Genomic DNA, 18,792 nt, shown 5'->3' on the forward strand with positions numbered 1-18,792 from the left:
GGGCAGGGAGCAGGGGGCAGGGAGCAGGGGGGAGAAGACGGTAACTTCCCAATGACCAATGACCAATGACCAATCCCTAATGACTAACGAAGTTGACAAAATAGCCGTTAATATAGTAAAAAGTCCGGTTGCAAATTTGATTGAGTGAATTATCCCGCACCATCTCCAGAACTTGACTTAGGGTTAATATTTCCCTTTGAATTGGATCAATTCCAACAAGATGCGATCGCGTCCCTAAATTCTGGACGTTCCGTAGTCGTGTGTGCGCCCACAGGTTCGGGCAAAACGTTAGTTGGGGAATATGCCATCTATAGAGCCTTATCGCGCGGGAAACGTGTGTTTTACACTACACCCCTCAAGGCATTGTCAAATCAGAAATTACGCGATTTTCGCGAGCAATTTGGGTATGACCAAGTGGGATTGTTAACTGGAGATATCTCCATTAACAGAGACGCACCAATTCTGGTGATGACTACAGAAATCTTCCGAAATATGCTCTATGGCACACCCATCGGGCAAGTCGGCATCTCCTTAGTAGACGTTGAGGCGGTGGTGCTAGATGAGTGCCACTACATGAATGATCGCCAACGCGGTACAGTTTGGGAAGAATCCATTATCTACTGTCCTCGTGAAGTTCAGCTGGCCGCCCTTTCCGCAACAGTTGCCAACAGCGATCAACTCACCGACTGGCTAAATCGCGTTCATGGCCCCACAGACCTGATTTATTCCGATTTTCGTCCAGTTCCCTTAGAATTTTACTATTGCAATCCCAAAGGGCTGTTTCCCCTGCTGAATGAAACCAAAACCAAAATTAATCCCCGGTTGGCAAACAGAGGCAAAAGGAAGCAAGGAGACAGGGGTAGAGGTGGTAGACCAGAAGCCCCTGGAATCATCTATACCCTCAGCCAGCTACAGCAACGGGATATGCTCCCAGCGATTTACTTTATTTTCAGTCGCCGGGGATGTGATAAGGCAGTTGCAGAAGTTGGTGATTTATGGTTGGTAAATAATGATGAGTCGCAAATATTACGTCAGCAAATTGATGATTTCTTAGCCCGTAACCCGGAAGCCGGGCGTTCTGGGCAAATTGCGCCCCTATACAGAGGTATTGCTGCTCACCATGCCGGAATTTTACCTGCGTGGAAAGGACTAGTAGAAGAACTATTTCAGCAAGGGTTAATTAAAGTCGTCTTTGCTACTGAGACACTAGCGGCGGGAATTAATATGCCTGCCCGGACAACAGTGATTTCCACCCTTTCCAAACGGACTGATTCTGGACATCGCCTATTAAACGCTTCGGAATTCCTGCAAATGGCTGGGCGTGCTGGTCGGCGAGGAATGGATTTACAAGGTCATGTGGTCACAGTCCAAACTCCCTTTGAAGGATCGAAAGAAGCGGCGTATTTAGCTACATCTAAAGCAGATCCTCTGGTTAGTCAGTTTACACCAAGCTATGGGATGGTACTGAACTTGCTGCAAATCCACACTCTGGAGCAAGCCAGAGAACTCATAGAACGTAGCTTTGGGCAGTACATGGCAACTCTGCATTTAAGACCAGAGTATGATGAGATGTCCGAACTGCAAACCCAATTAGCCCAACTTCAAGAACAAATCGCCACAGTTAATGAACATGAACTAGCAGTTTATGAGAAATTACGGCAACGCCTGAAAGTAGAACGCCAGTTATTATCAACTCTGCAAGAACAAGCGCAGGAAAACCGGCAAGAAGAATTTGTGATGATGTTGAGCTTTGCAGTGTCGGGAACTCTGTTAAGTCTCAAAGGTAAAAACATCGCCGTATCTATACCCATAACAGCAGTATTAATGGGAAAAATACCCGCTAATGGGGAAGCTCCTTATTTAATATGCTTGGGGCAAGATAATCGCTGGTATGTGGTGACAACTGCGGATGTTGTCAATTTGTATGCTGAGTTGCCACGATTGGATGTGCCAGCGCATATCGTACCACCTCCTGAATTGCTGTTAAAGCCGGGTCAATCACTGCGTGGGAGTGAAGAAACATTTGCGATCGCGCAACGCATTCCGGAAGGGGGAGAAGGCTCAATGTATATGCCCCCAGAAGTTGCCGCACAACTCAGTCGCGTTACCGCCGTCCAAGAGCAATTAGAAGCTAATCCCATCCATCAATCAGGCAATGTCAGCAAGATTTTCAAACGCCGGGCGCGTTATGTGGAATTAGAAGCCGAACTCGAACAATTACAATCACAAGTTGAGGAACACTCACAACGCCATTGGGAAGAATTTGTCAATTTAATTTCCATCTTGCAACACTTTGACGCTTTAGATAACTTAGTCCCCACCCAATTAGGGCGAATTGCCGCCGCCATTCGGGGAGAAAATGAGTTATGGCTAGGTTTAGTCTTCGCCAGTGGTGAATTGGACCATTTAGATCCACATCATTTAGCCGCCGCCGCCGCCGCTTTAGTCATCGAAACCCCTCGTCCAGATAGTAAAGTCAACTTTGAACTTAGTAATGAAGTAGTAGAAGCCTTGGCAAAACTGCGGGGAATTCGCCGCAAAGTATTTCAACTGCAACGGCGGTATAATGTCGCTCTGCCGATCTGGTTGGAATTGGAATTAATTGCCATAGTGGAAAAGTGGGCGCTGGGAACACCGTGGACAGAACTCTGTGAAAATACCACTTTGGATGAAGGCGATGTGGTGAGAATTTTACGCCGGACTTTGGATTTATTATCTCAGATACCCCACGTTCCTCACTTGTCGAAAGATTTCCAGCGTAATGCTTATCGGGCGATGCAATTAATTGATCGATTCCCAGTCAATGAAGTAGCTGATTAATATTGGGTTAAAATCTCCCTTCCTAGCAACTTCCCACTACCAGATAGGAAGGGTTTCCCCAAGTCTAATTTTTCCGTTAGAATTTTTTATTTTATCTTTCTTGCTTCAACTAATAACCAATCCTCATGAAAATTAATCGTACCATCTTGATTTGGAGGATTAATTGCTAGATATTTTTCTATAAATTCACTGATAAAGTCTTGATATAAATTAGCAGGTATCCTGCTGCTTAACGAAAACCAATTACCACGAAGTGTTTGATCAAAAGTTTCTAAGTTTTGATAAATCCCATAGCTGTTGTGTATTTCCACTTTTTCTGTTACGAATCCGCTTTTCTCCAACCATTGGCGATATTGATCTTCATTATAAAAACCATAAACAACTGTTTTTTCTAAATACTTCCACTTTTGATTTTTAAGCAAATTAAAAATTACACTTGATTCTGCATTGTCACGACCTTTACTTGTCAACTGTAAAATCACTTTGCCATTTTTTTTAAGACTATTATAAATTCCTAATAAAATAGGAATATGATCTACAAGAATATGCAATGTTCCAAATGACACGACTACATCAAACTCATTGGTAAAATTTAAATCTTGAGCATCACCAGATTTAAAACTCAGATTATGATAAATATTTTCAGGGAATTTTGTCTTCGCAAAGGCAATCATTTGTTGAGAAGGATCAATTCCCAAAACTGAACCATTTGGCACACAGGTAGCAATTTCAGCCGTAATTCTGCCATCACCACACCCAATATCTAAAATTCTCTCATTTCCCTGTAAATTCAGTTGCTTGATTAATTTCCTAACTATTTGATGATGATAGCAATTGCTCTGATAATATGACTCTACTGGTGATGTGTACATAGATATTCAAATATAAACAATAATATACGTTTTTTGAAGAATAGGCAAACAGCAGACAATTTTGGCAGACTGATTTTCTTTTATTAAAAAATTAAGAAAAACACGACTAAGCTACCAAAAAAATCTTTTAATTTACTGGCTTAATTCCACATAATAGTCTGCTTATTTACGCCTTGCTGTACTAGCCTCTCCCCTTGGGAGAAGACAGCGCTAACTCACTACAAACCTTTAATGATTTACGCCGTCTTACTTATGTCAACTTGGCATAAGTTGTGAATGCTTTTTATCTCGAAAAAATCGCTGGTTAACCGCCGATGAAATCCAGTTATATTAAATTTTCCAACTCTTGCTGCAAATCATTGGTTAAGTCAGCAACAGCTTTTTTTGCAGCTAAACGATTTTCTTTATACGCCGGGTAACGCTCTGATACTGATATCGGCTCACCAATGGTAATTTTTACCCGTTGTTTACCTAACTGTGGCATCTGACCAAGTTTATCACCTTTAATTCGAGCAACCATTTTCCACAAAATTAAAGTTGTCTCAGCAAACCTTTCGGCTGTGGGCTTTTCGCGGATATAACTACCGGAAACTGCGACAAAACTTTCTACTAATCTCATGTGCCACATTCGGGAATGGGCTTCTTCGGCGACGCGATCGCCTAATGCTTTCTCTACAGGTGATAATGCTTTGATATCCTTAAACTCTTCTCTAAATATATAATTCCAACCAGCCTGTTCTACCCGCCGACAGCGATCGCTTAATTGTCCTTTGGATAGTAAGTTAAAATATTCCTCAGATATGCGTAAAGCTGTATCTAATAAAGCTTGCAACCGCATAACTAAAGCGGCATTGCGTTCGCTAGTTTCTGCGGCTAAAGTTTTAGCATCCGGCAACTTTTGATGATAAAACCGCGTGTAAAACTGTTCCATCAACGAAAGTAAGTGTTCTGCTAAGGTCAACAACCTGGGATAAAGTGACTCCAGACAACTCACCTCATTTTGCTGTCCCGAATGCACTACCAAACCACTGGCCGCTTCTAATTGGGTTAACAGATCCGCGATCGCACTCCAAGGCGCAGCCACATAATCATATTTAATCCCAACTGGTACAATTAAAACTTGTTCCGAGCGTTCCTGCTTTTGCAAATCTTCCGCACACCAAAAGCCTAATTGGGCGATACCCGGTTCCAAGGGGCTGATAAATTCCGACAAACCATTCGTAGCACCTTCTGGCGCAGCGGCCATCGGGAATTGACCATTAGCAAACAAATCACGCGCCGAACGTAACCCCGTCCAGTCAGCCTTACCCCGTTGAATCGAAGTCCCACCCAAACGCGAAGCCATCCAACCCACGTAAGAACCTGCCCATAGAGGAATGCCGCGATCATAGATAAAATGAGCATGAATCGGCAACTGTAGCGCTGTGTTCTGCTTTCGTGCTACTTTTGGCACGAGTTGAGAAAACAAGTAAGTCAAGCAAAAGGGATCTTCTGTTTTAGGATGGCGAAATGCCAACAAAAAGCGGACTTTACCCTCTTGAAACTGGCGATAAAGATCCACCAACACCTCTACATTATCTGCTTCAATTTGGGTAATAGCTGTTTGCCAGTTAATCCAACTCGGTAGCAACAGATGAAAGCCTTTCAGAACCAAGGGATTGAAGGCTGGAGGAATAAATTCTAGGGGTGCTTGTGCTTGATAAATTATATCTGGCAAGGTAATCGCTCCTGATTGATGGAAAATTTGAGACTTAACCGATTTTAATAATTCTGGAAAGGAAAAATCACGATGCGACTGTCACAAATGTTATTCGTCACACTCAGGGATGATCCGGCTGATGCTGAGATTCCCAGCCATAAACTCTTACTCCGGGCGGGTTACATTCGTCGCATCGGTAGCGGTATTTATGCTTATCTGCCTTTGATGTGGCGGGTATTACAAAAAGTTTCCCAAATTGTCCGCGAAGAAATGAACGCCACAGGCGCACAAGAATGTCTCTTACCCCAATTACAACCGGCTGAGTTGTGGAAGGAGTCGGGACGCTGGGACACCTACACCAAAGCCGAGGGAATTATGTTTTCCCTCATCGACCGTCGGGAGCAACAATTAGGATTAGGTCCGACTCATGAGGAAGTGATCACGACTGTTGCTCGTGATATGATTCGCTCTTATCGCCAACTACCGTTACATTTATATCAAATTCAAACGAAATTCCGCGATGAAATTCGCCCCCGTTTTGGGTTGATGCGGGGAAGAGAATTTATTATGAAAGACGGCTACTCTTTCCATGTGGATGAAGTCAGCCTCAAGGAAACCTACCAAGATATGTATCAAGCCTATAGCAATATGCTCCGCCGTTCTGGTTTAGCATTCCGGGCTGTGGAAGCTGATTCTGGGGCAATTGGCGGTTCTGGTTCGACAGAATTTATGGTGTTGGCGGATGCGGGAGAAGATGACGTTCTCTACACTGAAGATGGCAAATATGCTGCTAACGTCGAAAAAGCCGTTTCTTTAGCCATTGATGCGGAAGTTTCACCGTTTACAAGCTATGAAAAACGAGAAACACCAGGAACGGAAACCATAGAAAAAGTTTGTACTTTGCTCAAATGTTCTCCTACGCAAATTGTTAAAAATGTCCTTTACCAAACAGTTTATGATAATGGGATAACGGTTTTGGTATTGGTGAATATCCGGGGTGATCAGGAAGTCAATGAAGTCAAGTTGCAGAATGAATTGACCAAACTAGCTGCTAATTATGGTGCTAAAGCTATTATTTCTTTGGATGTACCCAATGCCGAAATGCAGCAAACATGGGCAGCTAAATCTTTACCTTTAGGTTATATTGCGCCTGATATTGCAGATGAGTATATTTCTGCTAATAAACAGTTTTCTTCCCAGTTTCTGCGGTTGGTAGATAAAACAGCCGTTGATTTAAAAAACTTTGTTACAGGTGCAGATGAAACTGGCTATCACGTAGTTGGTGCTAATTGGGGAGAGCATTTCCCACTACCAAATACAATAGTAGATATACGTAAAGCTAGACCAGGCGATCGCGCGGTTCACAACACTGAACAAACTCTACAAACAGCCAGAGGAATTGAAGTCGGTCATATTTTCCAACTGGGTACGAAATATTCTCAAGCGATGGGCGCAACCTATACAAATGAACAAGGTGAAGAAAATCCTCTATTCATGGGTTGCTATGGGGTGGGTGTATCCAGGTTGGCACAATCGGCTGTAGAGCAATCTTATGATAAAGATGGGATTATTTGGCCAGTAGCGATCGCACCTTATCATGCGATCGTCACAATTCCCAACATCAAAGATGCTCAACAACTCGAAATCGCCCAAAAACTTTACACTGAACTAAACAAAGCAGGCGTAGAAACATTACTCGATGACCGAGACGAACGCGCGGGGGTAAAATTCAAAGATGCCGATTTAATTGGTATACCTTACAGAATAGTTACAGGTCGAGCGATTAACAACGGCAAAGTAGAAATAGTAAAACGCGCCACCCGTGAAACTCAAGAAATCGCTATTGAGGAAGTTGTCAACACACTCCAACAGTGGATTAAAACAGCGATAGAAGGATAAAATATATCTCTTGTAGGGCAGGCATACTTCGACAAGCTCAGTACAAGTCTTGCCTGCCATTGATACCAAAATGGCTAAAGACAAATTTCACGATGCTGTCAAAAATGCCTTAGTTAAAGAAGGTTGGACGATAACAAATGACCTCTTATTCATTTCATTTGGAGGAGTAGATTTATATGTAGACTTGGGTGCAGAAAAAATGCTTGCAGCCCAAAAGGATAATCAAAAAATAGCAGTTGAGATAAAAAGTTTTCTTGGTGATTCTACAATTTCTGAATTTCACCAAGCCCTTGGGCAATTGCTGAATTATCGTTTAATTTTACGGCGACAGGAACCAGAAAGAATTTTATATTTAGCCGTCCCCCTTGATATTTACGAAAGTTTTTTTAAGCTAGAATTTACACAAATTGCTATTGCAGATTATCAGTTAAAAATTATTGTCTATAATATTGAGCAGGAGGCAATATCTCAATGGATAAATTAGAAAAATATCGTAATTACATTGAAAATATACTCAAAGAATACAGTCAATATAAACCCTCTTATGGAGATGTAGAACTACAGTTAGTTATTGATAGAGAAAATAACCATTATCAGCTAATGACTGTAGGTTGGGATGGAGAAAAACGCATTCACGGAATTATGCTACATATTGATATTAAAGATCGGAAAATTTGGATACAACATAATGGAACTGAGAAGAGAATTGCTCAAGATTTATTAGATTTAGGTGTACCCAAACAAGATATTGTTTTAGCCTTTCACTCACCAATGAGAAGAAAGTATACAGATTTTGCTGTCAGTTAAAATACGATCTGATAATTACTTAGGTTGAGAGAATTGGCGAAAGTTGGAAAAATCCGATTTTAATCTTCAATACCTGCATCCCGCAATCGTTTTTCTAACTCTTGTAAACGTTGCAAAGCAGCTTCCTTCTCGCGTCTTTCTTTTTCCACCAACTCAAACCCCCACAACAATAAATTTCCCGCTTTATCCCACCACCTCAACCAGTAACCTTGACGATTTTCTCGTTTTCCTGACCACACACCAATAAATAATTCCATTTCCTCCAGCCAGTAGCGCTGATTCTCATCTGAGGAACGTAATTGATATTTACCAGACTCATGTAAACCATGCACTTCTAAAATACCGTTGTCAGGTTCAAAAATCAGGTAATTAGGAACTTGTAAAACTTGTTCGTAAAAAAACCATTTTCCCGGAGGATAGGTAAGTTTATTGGAATATTCATTACCATCAGTATCTGAGAGAAATTCCATGACCACAGAGGGAATTTCTCCCTGTTTATGAGGGGTATAACTGCGTTTTACTTGCTCTCTGGGTACAGTGATTCTCGGCACGTAAGCCCAATCAGGTGCTTTTACCACAATTTTCTCATTAACTGTGGCACAAATGCCATGAAGTGGGGAAGATGTAGGTATAAATTTCTGTAAATATTTCTCTGCCAATTTCAGGAAATAGCCATTAGAAATTTGATTAATATCCTAAAGGAGCAGATTCCCGAATTAAGCAAAAGTACACAGAAGTTTCGATACTTCATACCTGTGGAGATTTAATTTCACCAATAGTGAGGATGCAGGATCTTAAATATGTTCTTGTAGTCCCTGTTAGTATCCGTATTTCAAGAAACGATTATATTAACATTGAGGTTCGGGTGACGGACTATAACTGTCAACCTAAAATTAAAGATGAAATAAAGTTACTATAGGTGCAGGATGACAAATTGCTGAAATAGCCTAAACAAGAGGATTCCTCATCTTAAATCTCAAATTGCTCTTGAAACAGGCAAAATATCAAGTAAGCATAACTTTCATAAATCAAGACATCTTTAGATTTTAAAAAACTCCCCACACATCGAAATCGTCTTAAACCAGGCTGCTCCTCTGAACCACACTATCTCAATCCTCAGTCAAGAAGGTTTTAAACATGAACGACCAACAAGGATCTAAGCGAATTTCTTCAGGTGTAATTGCAGCAGTCTCAGCAGCAGTTGTAGCGGTGGGTGGTGGTGTAGCTTGGCTTGCTTCCAACCAGTCTCCTACATCCAACCCATCTCATACCATCACCCAGCCCAATCAGCCAGCAATTACTCAGCCAGGACAAGAACAAACACCTAGTGTCTATTGGCTAAAATCAAATCCCACCAGTTTCGATTTGGTTCCCCAGCCAGTTCAAATAGCTGCTACACAACCCAATCAAGTTTTAGAAAATGCTTTCCAAGCTTTATTAGCCGGACCAACAGAAGGCACAGATTCTACAACCATTCCCCAAGGAACCAAGTTGCTGGGGCTGAAGAGGGAAAATGATGAAGTTCACGTTAATTTATCTAACGATTTTACTCAGGGCGGCGGTAGTGCCTCGATGATCGGTCGCATCGGACAAGTTGTTTATACTGCTACAACATTAGATCCAAACGCTAAAGTATACATTGAGGTAGACGGGGAACAGTTGGATATTTTAGGTGGCGAAGGTGTGGAGTTGCAACAGCCATTGACTCGTGAAAGCTTTGAGCAAAACTATCAGCTTTAGTCAGTAATTCAGTGAACAGACTGGTTACTGTTCACTGACACATGACTCAGCTTTTGCCATTCAGCACCTCAAAGGTGCGAGCTTGTTTTTCTAGCCTTGTGGCCAGGCGAATCGCACACCCGATTAAACAATTCAAAAATCCTTTCATCTTCCCCGGTAGTAAGCGCAAGTCCCTTGAGTGCGGCGGCTAAGGATTCCAGCTTGCCACATTACCTTCAGGTATTTGGAAACATTTGCCTGCGAAGTCTGTTTTGCCTCTACCAATTCTTGCAGGCATTTTTGTTCTCTACGAGACGCTCCGCGAATATCCTGTAGCAAGTGTAGCAACGGTCGGTGCATCGGCTCACTTAACAGGGTGAAGTATTCGACTACTTGTTGCACCACTGAGGGAGGTACTAGCAACGCTTGTTTGATCAGGATTGACCCGCAATCACCGAGAATTTTACCAATGACTCATCTTGATATAAATCACTCACTTGATAAATAGATTAATACTTAATCAGGGTTAATTCGCATCAAAGCCTGGCCATATTCCACAGGTTCGCCATTTTGCAGGAGAATTTCCATGACTTGTCCAGATACCTCAGCCTCAATTTCATTCATCAGCTTCATGGCTTCAATGATACAAACTGTTTGACCAACACGGACGCGATCGCCCACTTTCACAAAAGCGGCTTCACCTGGTGCCGGAGCGCTATAATACGTTCCTACCATCGGCGAAGGCACTTCTACTAATCTCTTATCAATGGTTGATGGGGGATTTGCTGACAACTGCACACTAGAAGTAGTGACAGCCGTCTCCAAGACGCGACTTGTTCCCACCTCCATGATCTGATTTGGCGCTGCTGGGGTTTCTCGTGAACTCGATTTACGTACCGTTAGTTCAAAGTCATCGCTTTTGAGCGTTACTTCAGCAATGTCTGTTTGGGCGATAGTTGCCAGCAGTTGGCGGATTTCATTAAATTCCAATGGCACAGTTTTTATTACCTCGACCTAACCGTAAATCAAAATTTTAAGTTTGGCAGGGATTAAATCCCTGGATTAGGGATGAAATCATTATTGCTTCTGGAAACAGAACAAACTTATTCCCTGCCGAGATATTTATCTTCACGAGTATCAATTTTGATACGTTCGCCTTGAGCAACAAACAATGGAACCATGACAGTTGCTCCTGTTTCCAGAGTAGCTGGTTTAGTTCCACCTGTAGCCGTATCACCTTTGATACCTGGATCTGTTTGGACAATTTCCAAAACTACAGAGTTGGGTAGTTCCACTTCTAGCACTTGCTCACCCCAACGAATCACATTAACTTCCATACCTTCTTTGAGGTATTTTACGCGATCGCCAATTTGCGCCACGGTTAATCTGCTTTCTTCGTAGGTTTCCATATCCATAAAGACTAGCTCTTCGCCCTCTTTATAGGTATGCTGCATCGTGCTTTTTTCCAGATTCGCTTGAGGTACTGTTTCCCCAGCTCGGAAGGTTTTTTCGACAACGCTGCCACTTTGGACGCTTTTGAGTTTTGTCCGCACAAAGGCAGAGCCTTTGCCTGGCTTAACGTGGAGGAATTCGACCACTCGCCATACATTCCCGTCTAATACAATGGACACACCGGGTCGAAAGTCGTTACTAGATATCATGAAGCTTTCAAATTTGGGAAGACAATCGGCATTTATTGTACCCTTCCAGGGTCGTAATTAGTCATTAATCATCAAGATATAAGTTCAGGAACTGGGGAACAGATGCTGAAAACTCATAACTAGACAAAAATTATTCCCACTTAATCCCTACTTCCTAGTCCCTAATCACTAATTAAGCGATTACTCAGCACTCGTACTGTGGGAAGATGATTGATGGGTTAAGCCTAGTCAACAATTTCATGTTGCATTTGAGTTATTCCATCATGTTTAACATATTAAAATCCTGGCTGAAGCACAGCCTAATGGCAATATTGTTAGTAACAATATTTTTAGGCATAAGTGCAGCTGGCTGGACTCCTCCTAGTAACGCCGCCCTGCCATCTGGAAATGCAATTACTGAGGGCAAGGCTTTATTAAGGTATGCACTCCCCATAGAGAATAAACCAGTCCGGCGACTGCAAGGCAGTTTAGAAGATATCTCCACCCAACTGCGGGCAAATCGGCGGTGGGGTGCTATCTCTAGCGACCTGAAAACAGCCACACGCATTCTCGATCAACCTAACCAAATCCTAGCAAGCGTTCCCGAAGAACGCCAACCCCAAGCCGAAGCTTGGATTGCTGAGTTGAAATCCGGTGTTGATTCACTGCAAGAAGCGGTAAAAGTTAAAGACAAAGAACAAATTTTTGCAGGTAGAAACAAACTGCTGGATATAGTCACCCAGTTAGAAGAGTCAATGGTGACTGAATTTCCCTTTGAAGTGCCTGCTGAGTATCATAACCTCCCTCAACTCAAAGGGCGGGCCACAGTGGTAATGAAAACCAACAAAGGCGACCTGACTATGGTGCTAGATGGTTATAGCGCCCCTGTCACAGCTGGCAACTTTGTCGATTTAGTGCAGCGAGGTTTTTATGACGGCTTAGAATTTACCCGTTCTGAAGAATCTTACGTCCTTCAAACCGGAGATCCTCCAGGAAAAGAAGTAGGTTTCATTGATCCAAAAACTGGCAAATACCGTGCCGTTCCTTTAGAAGTCTTGGTTGAAGGCGACGAGGAACCCACCTATGGTATTACTCTCGAAGAAGCTGGGCGTTATCTTGATATGCCAGTTCTGCCTTTTTCTTCCTTTGGCGCATTGGCGATGGCTCGCCCGGAAACTGAAGCAAATGGAGGTTCTTCGCAATTTTTCTTCTTTTTGTTTGAGCCAGAACTTACTCCGGCGGGACGAAACCTGTTAGACGGTCGCTATGCCGTTTTTGGCTATCTCACCGAAGGCAAAGAAATTTTGGATCAGCTCAAGGAAGGTGACAAAATTGAATCAGCGACTGTGGTTCAAGGAATCGAAAATTTAGTTCAGCCCCAAGCTTAGAAGATCTCTGAGTATAAATATGAGAGTTCGAGGAGTTGTTGATTACACTCCTCTTTTCTTTGGCTAATGACCAATGACCAATGACTAATGACCAATGACTAAAGTTAAAGATATTGGCGAACAAGGTGTTTTAGAAAAATTGCAGCGTTTCTGTCCCCCAGGAATGATTGGCGATGATGCAGCAGTACTTTTAACTGCACCAGATCAATCTTTAGTAGTGACAACAGATGTCCTCGTTGATGGCGTGCATTTTAGTAATGTCACCACATCCCCAGAAGATGCTGGTTGGCGGGCTGTGGCTGCTAATTTATCCGATTTGGCAGCAATGGGTGCTGATCCTCTAGGAATTACTGTCGGTTTGGGACTACCTGGCGAAGTAATGGTGAGTTGGGTTGAGCGCTTATACCAGGGCATGACAGAATGCCTCCAGAAATACAATAGCGTAATTGTGGGCGGTGACATTGTGCGATCGCCTGTAACAACTCTTTCCATCACCGCCTTTGGTCAAGTTCAGCCCCAGAGGATTATCCGTCGTTCTGCCGCTCAAGTGGGTGATGCGATCGTCGTCACAGGTGTTCACGGAGCATCCCACGCAGGCTTACAATTGCTCTTGCATCCCGAATTAAAGCAAAACCTCAGCGATACAGAACAAAGGACGCTGATCACAGCCCACCAGCGTCCGCAACCAAGATTAGATGTTTTACCCATACTTTGGGAAATTCTCGCATCCTACCCCCCATTTACCCATCCCCCCATCACCGGCATGGACAGCAGCGACGGCTTGGCAGATGCGATTTTGCAAATTTGCCGTGCTAGTAGTGTTGGCGCTATCCTAGAAGCCAGAAAAATCCCCTTACCAGCAACTTTTAGCCACTGGCTAACACCAGAACAAGCTTTAGAATATGCCCTTTACGGCGGTGAAGACTTTGAATTAGTCCTGTGCTTACCAGCAGTTCTCGCCCATACTTTAGTGACAAAACTCGGTAAAAGCGCCGCTATAGTTGGAACTATTACAACCGGTTCCCAAGTCATACTGCACGACCAACATAAAAAACTCCCCAACCAAGTTTTAACTCTCAGCCGGGGATTTCAACATTTCACTTCATAGCCCAAGTCACTAATGACTAATGACTAATAACTAAGCCCACTTTGTGGCTACTAGTTCTGCCAAATCTAGAACTCGTTGGCTGTAACCCCACTCATTGTCATACCACGCCATAACTTTCACCAAGTCATTACCCATGACGATGGTCAAGCTGGAATCGATAATAGAAGAAGCATCAGTACCTTGATAATCGGAAGATACCAGTTGTAGTTCGCTGTAGTCCAAAATGCCTTTGAGTGAACCTTCCGAGGCATCTTTGAGCGCTTGATTAACTTCTTCAGTAATAGTACGCTTCTCAACCTGAACTACGAAATCTACCATTGAGACATTTGGGGTAGGTACTCGTAAAGCCACACCATTCAGCTTACCTTTCAGGTCTGGGATTACCAGCGCTACTGCTTTAGCCGCACCAGTGGAGGTGGGAACAATGTTAATAGCTGCTGCCCTAGCCCGTCGCAAATCCCGGTGAGAAGCGTCTAGCAAGCGCTGGTCACCAGTGTAGCTGTGGGTGGTGGTCATCGTGCCTTTGATGATCCCAAATTTATCGTTCAACACTTTGGCTATGGGAGCCAAGCAATTAGTAGTACAGCTGGCGTTACTAATGACGTGGTGCTTGTTATGGTCATAGTCGTGATGATTCACGCCCATCACAAAAGTCCCATCCTCGTTTTTACCAGGAGCAGTGATCAGAACTTTTTTGGCTCCCGCATTTATATGCTTCTGTGCGCCATCCCGACTGGTAAATACGCCTGTTGCTTCGATAATCAGGTCAATTCCCCAGTCTTTCCACGGCAAGTTTTCCGGGTTGCGATCCGATACGCATTTGATGGTCTTACCGTTAACGATGATTGAGTTATCATCGGCGGTAATGTCAGCATTCCTTAACTTCCCAAGCATTGAGTCATACTTTAGGAGGTGAGCATTGGTTCTAGGGTCTGATGTGTCGTTAATAGCTATCAGCTCAATGTTGCTATTTTCTCTGCCTACCCAGCAGCGTGCAAAGTTACGTCCAATACGCCCAAAACCGTTTATTGCGACTCTAATCACAGTGTCTTACCCTCTGTATTTATGCCTATAAGTTGATATCTTTGAACCCAATCATATCGTAAAGAGGGGGGGTATTAATAACCATAAAGTGTTTGATCAATAAAAAAAACACATATTTTATTCAGATTTACCTGAGTAAAGGCTGTGAGTCGTGATGTAGGATCTGACCGATTCTGGGACTAAATAGCGAATTGACTGGCCTTCGCGGCAAAGTTGACGAACTAGACTTGACGAAATCCCTACTAAAGGTATATTCAATAATTGCCAGCGAATAGAGAGCGATCGCTCTCGGAGTTCTTGCTCTACTTGCTTGCAGATTAGCTCGCTTTGAGCTATAGTCTCACCACCTAGCAGTCGGGGGGCAATTAACCAATCACACATTTGTGCTAGTTCGTTTCCACGGTACCAACGGGGTAAGGTTTTAAATGCATCCAAACCCAAAATCCAGTACCAGTGAGTATTTGCATAACAACTAGATAAGTCCATCAAGGTATTGATGGCATAGGAAGTCCCAGAGCGTTTTGCTTCTACTAGGGAGACAGTAAATGCTTGATTATCTGTGATCGCTAATTTCAGCATTTCCCAGCGATGTTCCCACAAAACTGCTTTTTTATAAGGAGGGTTTAGTGATGGCACCCAAATTATCTTTTCCAGGGGTACTTGATCCAAAGCTGTTTGGGCTACGAGCAAGTGTCCCCAATGAATTGGATCAAATGTGCCACCAAAGATTCCTATTTGCTGCATTCCGTCATGCCTAAACTTTATTCAATTCCCCAAGTTTTTAATACAAATATACTATTATGCTCGATTTATTCCGGAACTTGATACAAATTTAAAGCAGTTTCACTACCAATGTATTACTGTAGCCAATACTAGTAAGGAATTTAGAAAGATGTATTTGAAACTACAATATTTTCTGTCCCGATGCAGCATAAACTTTCAGAATAATCTTTATAACAGTTCAGAAATAGCAAAAACCTCCAACAAAGGTAAAATCATTCTCAATCAGCAAAACAATAGAGGAAAATAATTCAAACATCAGGTATAAACAATATGCAAGGGCAGTTACGGTAAAAATCAAATTCCTGTTATGATACGCGTGTCATTTGTGATTATGGTGTGGTGTAAGAGGACTAATCAATGAGTAATTATGTAGATTTTAATGGCAGACCATTTCATTTTATTGGCATTGGTGGCATAGGTATGTCTGCCCTAGCATACGTTCTGGCAAAGCGGCAAATGCCAGTATCAGGTTCTGATCTTCGTCCGAGTCATATTACGCGCAAGTTGGAATCTATCGGAACACATATTTTTGGTAGACAAGAGGCAAGTAATCTTGAATTCTTTCACTCTAGTGAATCACCTAATAGAGTATTATTAAACTCGCCAGAAATATTAGCTACTGCTAGCAAGTCAACACTACCTCAAGTTGTTTGTTCAACAGCAATTAATGCCAATAATTTGGAATACAAAGCAGCACTGGAATTAGGATGTCCAATTTTTCATCGTTCTGATGTACTCGCTGCCTTGATTTCAGATTACTATAGCATCGCAGTTGCCGGAACCCACGGTAAAACTACAACCAGTAGCATGATTGGCTATATGCTGTTAGAAGCTGGTTTAGACCCCACAATTATTGTCGGTGGTGAAGTTGATGCTTGGGAAGGAAATGCTCGATTAGGGCAAAGCAAGTATCTGGTAGCTGAAGCCGATGAATCTGATGGTTCTTTGGTAAAACACGCCCCGGAAATTGGCATTATTACTAATATTGAACTTGATCATCCTGACCACTACGACACATTAGAAGAAGTAGTTAATATCTTCCAAAAATTTGCAGCTGGTTGTAAAACTCTCATAGGTTGTATTGATTGTGACACGGTGCGCGAACGCTTCAAGCCGACAATTACCTACAGCCTCAACCCAGAGACAGATGCGGATTATAGCGTTACTAATATTGACTATCGCGCTGATGGTAGCACAGCCCTAGTTTGGGAAAAAGGCAAAGCCTTGGGAGTATTGAAATTACGGTTGCTCAGTCGGCATAATTTGAGTAATGCTCTGTCGGCGGTAGCTGTTGGTCGAGCCTTGGGTTTAGAATTTGGCACAATTGCCAAGGGTATTGCCACCTTTGAAGGAGCCAGACGACGCTTTGAGTTTCGCGGAGAAGTTGGCGGTATTACTTTCATCGATGACTATGCCCACCACCCAAGTGAAATTCGCGCTACTCTTGCCGCCGCCAGCCTCCAAGCCAGACCAGGACAAAGAGTGGTGGCCATTTTCCAACCCCATCGCTATAGTCGCACATTGACCTTTTTGGCAGAATTTGCCGAGTCATTTACTCATGCTGATTTAGTTGTACTGACAGATATTTACAGTGCCGGTGAACCAAATTTAGGGCAAATTAGCGGTGAACAACTGGCAGCAGAAATGGCCAAATTCCATCCACAAGTGCTTTATCAACCAAATCTGCCCTTAATGAGTGAGTTCTTGCTGCAAACGCTGCGTCCTGGAGATTTAGCCCTATTTCTGGGAGCTGGGAATTTAAATCAGGTGATTCCTGAAGTCATAAGCACACTTTGCGAACCTGCTACAGCCACATCCTAGATGCGGAAAAGAAGCGGAGTGGACACTGAAGCTCGCCGAAGTGTTTCCCTCTAGGAACGATTCTCTCGATTGATACTATTGCTGTATTTTTACGGCAGTTAAATGTAAAAATTTCACAAATTTACGTAAAGATGAAAATCTCCCAGGCAGCTGGAAATGTCTGCACAATTTTTGCTTCAACTACACAGAAGCAGGAAACAGAAGATTCAAGTGATAGTAAAATAATTTACTTAAAAGACAGTAATTGTGCTATTAAGTCACAAGCTTCCTTATCTGCATTTACTTCTTATAGAGTTGGGGGAGCGGCGGAATGGTACGTTGCTCCTCGTAATTTAGAAGCACTCCAAGCCAGTATTGAGTATGCAAAAGAACATGAATTACCTGTAACAATTCTCGGTGCAGGTTCTAACCTATTGGTAAGCGATCGCGGTTTACCAGGCTTAGTAATTTCTACTCGTCATCTGCGCCATAGCTACTTTGACCCCCAAACAGGTCAATTAACCGTGGCGGCCGGAGAATCAATTCCCACCTTGGCATGGGAAGCAGCAAAATTAGGTTGGCAAGGATTAGAATGGGCTGTTGGTATCCCTGGAACTGTTGGCGGTGCTGTAGTCATGAATGCTGGAGCGCATAATAGCTGTATCGCAGATATGTTAGTCAGCGCCGAGGTACTTTCGCCAGATGGGACATTAGAAACTTTGACCCCCGCCCAGATAGGTTACAGCTATCGGGCTTCATCTCTACAAAGTAGCGAATCTCCTACCGAGAGGCGTTGTCAACGCATTGTTACCCAAGCCACCTTTCAACTCCAACCAGGTACTGATCCAGGATTAGTTTTGGCAGTCACCAAGCAACACAAACAACATCGACTAACTACACAGCCCTATAATTTCCCTAGCTGTGGCAGCGTGTTCCGCAATCCTACGCCTTATGCTGCTGGGTGGTTAATTGAACAAACAGGTTTAAAAGGCTACCAAATTGGCGGAGCGCAAGTAGCATTGTTACACGCTAATTTTATCGTCAATCGTGGCGGGGCTAAGGCCAGCGATATTTTCTCTCTCATTCGTCATATCCAGCAGCAAGTCAAAGAACATTGGTCGATTTGCTTACAGCCAGAAGTAAAAATGATCGGTGAGTTTCTGGCGACTGGTTAAGGTGGGGGGAAGAGGCAGGGGAGCGGGGGATTGAAGAG

15 protein-coding genes and 2 pseudogenes are annotated in these 18,792 nt (G+C 43.0%); 9 read left to right on the forward strand and 8 right to left on the reverse strand.

Annotation, left to right across the window (positions count from 1 at the left end):
- The first annotated feature begins 144 nt into the window (after nt 1-144).
- Nucleotides 145-2,820, forward strand: a complete 2,676-nt coding sequence (locus AACX33_RS00235; RefSeq protein ID WP_194001332.1) for a DEAD/DEAH box helicase — start codon at nt 145-147, stop codon at nt 2,818-2,820.
- Between the two features lie 86 nt (nt 2,821-2,906).
- Here AACX33_RS00235 and AACX33_RS00240 read toward each other — a convergent pair whose 3' ends face one another.
- Nucleotides 2,907-3,692, reverse strand: coding sequence for a class I SAM-dependent methyltransferase (locus tag AACX33_RS00240; RefSeq protein ID WP_194001334.1), 786 nt, complete (start codon nt 3,690-3,692; stop codon nt 2,907-2,909).
- A 325-nt stretch (nt 3,693-4,017) separates the two neighbouring features.
- Nucleotides 4,018-5,409, reverse strand: coding sequence for a 1-acyl-sn-glycerol-3-phosphate acyltransferase (locus AACX33_RS00245; protein ID WP_194001336.1), 1,392 nt, complete (start codon nt 5,407-5,409; stop codon nt 4,018-4,020).
- A 72-nt stretch (nt 5,410-5,481) separates the two neighbouring features.
- Here AACX33_RS00245 and AACX33_RS00250 point away from each other — a divergent pair, with 72 nt between their 5' ends.
- The 3 genes from AACX33_RS00250 to AACX33_RS00260 all read left to right on the forward strand — a co-directional run bounded on the left by AACX33_RS00250 (nt 5,482) and on the right by AACX33_RS00260 (nt 8,097).
- Complete coding sequence (locus AACX33_RS00250; protein WP_194001338.1) at nt 5,482-7,290, forward strand: proline--tRNA ligase; 1,809 nt, start codon at nt 5,482-5,484, stop codon at nt 7,288-7,290.
- Between the two features lie 70 nt (nt 7,291-7,360).
- Entirely contained in the window at nt 7,361-7,774 is a 414-nt protein-coding gene (locus AACX33_RS00255) for a XisH family protein (RefSeq protein WP_194001339.1), read from the forward strand.
- Nucleotides 7,762-8,097 (forward strand): XisI protein, encoded by a 336-nt coding sequence (locus tag AACX33_RS00260; RefSeq protein ID WP_194001341.1) that lies wholly within the window; start codon nt 7,762-7,764, stop codon nt 8,095-8,097. Before AACX33_RS00255 ends, AACX33_RS00260 begins: the two co-directional genes overlap by 13 nt.
- Before the next feature lie 59 nt (nt 8,098-8,156).
- Here the strand turns inward: AACX33_RS00260 and AACX33_RS00265 are convergent.
- Nucleotides 8,157-8,708, reverse strand: a pseudogene (locus AACX33_RS00265) (Uma2 family endonuclease); the annotation flags it as partial.
- Between the two features lie 526 nt (nt 8,709-9,234).
- Between AACX33_RS00265 and AACX33_RS00270 the strand changes: the two are divergent.
- Complete coding sequence (locus AACX33_RS00270) at nt 9,235-9,837, forward strand: GerMN domain-containing protein (protein ID WP_194001343.1); 603 nt, start codon at nt 9,235-9,237, stop codon at nt 9,835-9,837.
- A gap of 46 nt (nt 9,838-9,883) precedes the next feature.
- Here the strand turns inward: AACX33_RS00270 and AACX33_RS00275 are convergent.
- The 3 genes and pseudogenes from AACX33_RS00275 to efp all read right to left on the reverse strand — a co-directional run bounded on the left by AACX33_RS00275 (nt 9,884) and on the right by efp (nt 11,477).
- Nucleotides 9,884-10,251 (reverse strand): annotated as a pseudogene (locus tag AACX33_RS00275) (transcriptional regulator).
- 81 nt (nt 10,252-10,332) lie between these two features.
- Complete coding sequence (gene accB / locus AACX33_RS00280) at nt 10,333-10,812, reverse strand: acetyl-CoA carboxylase biotin carboxyl carrier protein (protein WP_194001345.1); 480 nt, start codon at nt 10,810-10,812, stop codon at nt 10,333-10,335.
- 107 nt (nt 10,813-10,919) lie between these two features.
- Nucleotides 10,920-11,477 (reverse strand): elongation factor P, encoded by a 558-nt coding sequence (gene efp, locus AACX33_RS00285; protein WP_194001347.1) that lies wholly within the window; start codon nt 11,475-11,477, stop codon nt 10,920-10,922.
- Nucleotides 11,478-11,716: 239 nt separating this feature from the next.
- Here efp and AACX33_RS00290 point away from each other — a divergent pair, with 239 nt between their 5' ends.
- Together AACX33_RS00290 and thiL are read left to right on the forward strand one after the other, a co-directional pair.
- A complete protein-coding gene (locus AACX33_RS00290) occupies nt 11,717-12,844 on the forward strand; it encodes a peptidylprolyl isomerase (RefSeq protein ID WP_194001402.1) in 1,128 nt (375 codons plus the stop codon).
- Nucleotides 12,845-12,938: 94 nt separating this feature from the next.
- A complete protein-coding gene (gene thiL / locus AACX33_RS00295; RefSeq protein WP_194001349.1) occupies nt 12,939-13,952 on the forward strand; it encodes a thiamine-phosphate kinase in 1,014 nt (337 codons plus the stop codon).
- A 30-nt stretch (nt 13,953-13,982) separates the two neighbouring features.
- Here thiL and AACX33_RS00300 read toward each other — a convergent pair whose 3' ends face one another.
- Both AACX33_RS00300 and nadD read right to left on the reverse strand, forming a co-directional pair.
- Complete coding sequence (locus AACX33_RS00300) at nt 13,983-14,996, reverse strand: type I glyceraldehyde-3-phosphate dehydrogenase (RefSeq protein ID WP_194001351.1); 1,014 nt, start codon at nt 14,994-14,996, stop codon at nt 13,983-13,985.
- Nucleotides 14,997-15,113: 117 nt separating this feature from the next.
- The gene (gene nadD, locus AACX33_RS00305) at nt 15,114-15,740 is read right to left on the reverse strand and encodes a nicotinate (nicotinamide) nucleotide adenylyltransferase (RefSeq protein WP_194001353.1); all 627 of its coding nucleotides are present in this window, start codon (nt 15,738-15,740) and stop codon (nt 15,114-15,116) included.
- Nucleotides 15,741-16,136: 396 nt separating this feature from the next.
- Here nadD and murC point away from each other — a divergent pair, with 396 nt between their 5' ends.
- Together murC and murB are read left to right on the forward strand one after the other, a co-directional pair.
- Nucleotides 16,137-17,600, forward strand: a complete 1,464-nt coding sequence (gene murC, locus AACX33_RS00310; protein ID WP_194001355.1) for a UDP-N-acetylmuramate--L-alanine ligase — start codon at nt 16,137-16,139, stop codon at nt 17,598-17,600.
- Nucleotides 17,601-17,731: 131 nt separating this feature from the next.
- Nucleotides 17,732-18,754 carry a UDP-N-acetylmuramate dehydrogenase gene (gene murB / locus AACX33_RS00315; protein WP_194001357.1) on the forward strand — a complete coding sequence of 341 codons (1,023 nt, stop codon included), beginning with the start codon at nt 17,732-17,734 and terminating at the stop codon, nt 18,752-18,754.
- Nucleotides 18,755-18,792: the final 38 nt, after the last annotated feature.

Origin of the sequence: Nodularia sp. LEGE 04288 (genome assembly GCF_963896525.1) — a bacterium.
Classification (GTDB): Bacteria; Cyanobacteriota; Cyanobacteriia; order Cyanobacteriales; family Nostocaceae; genus Nodularia.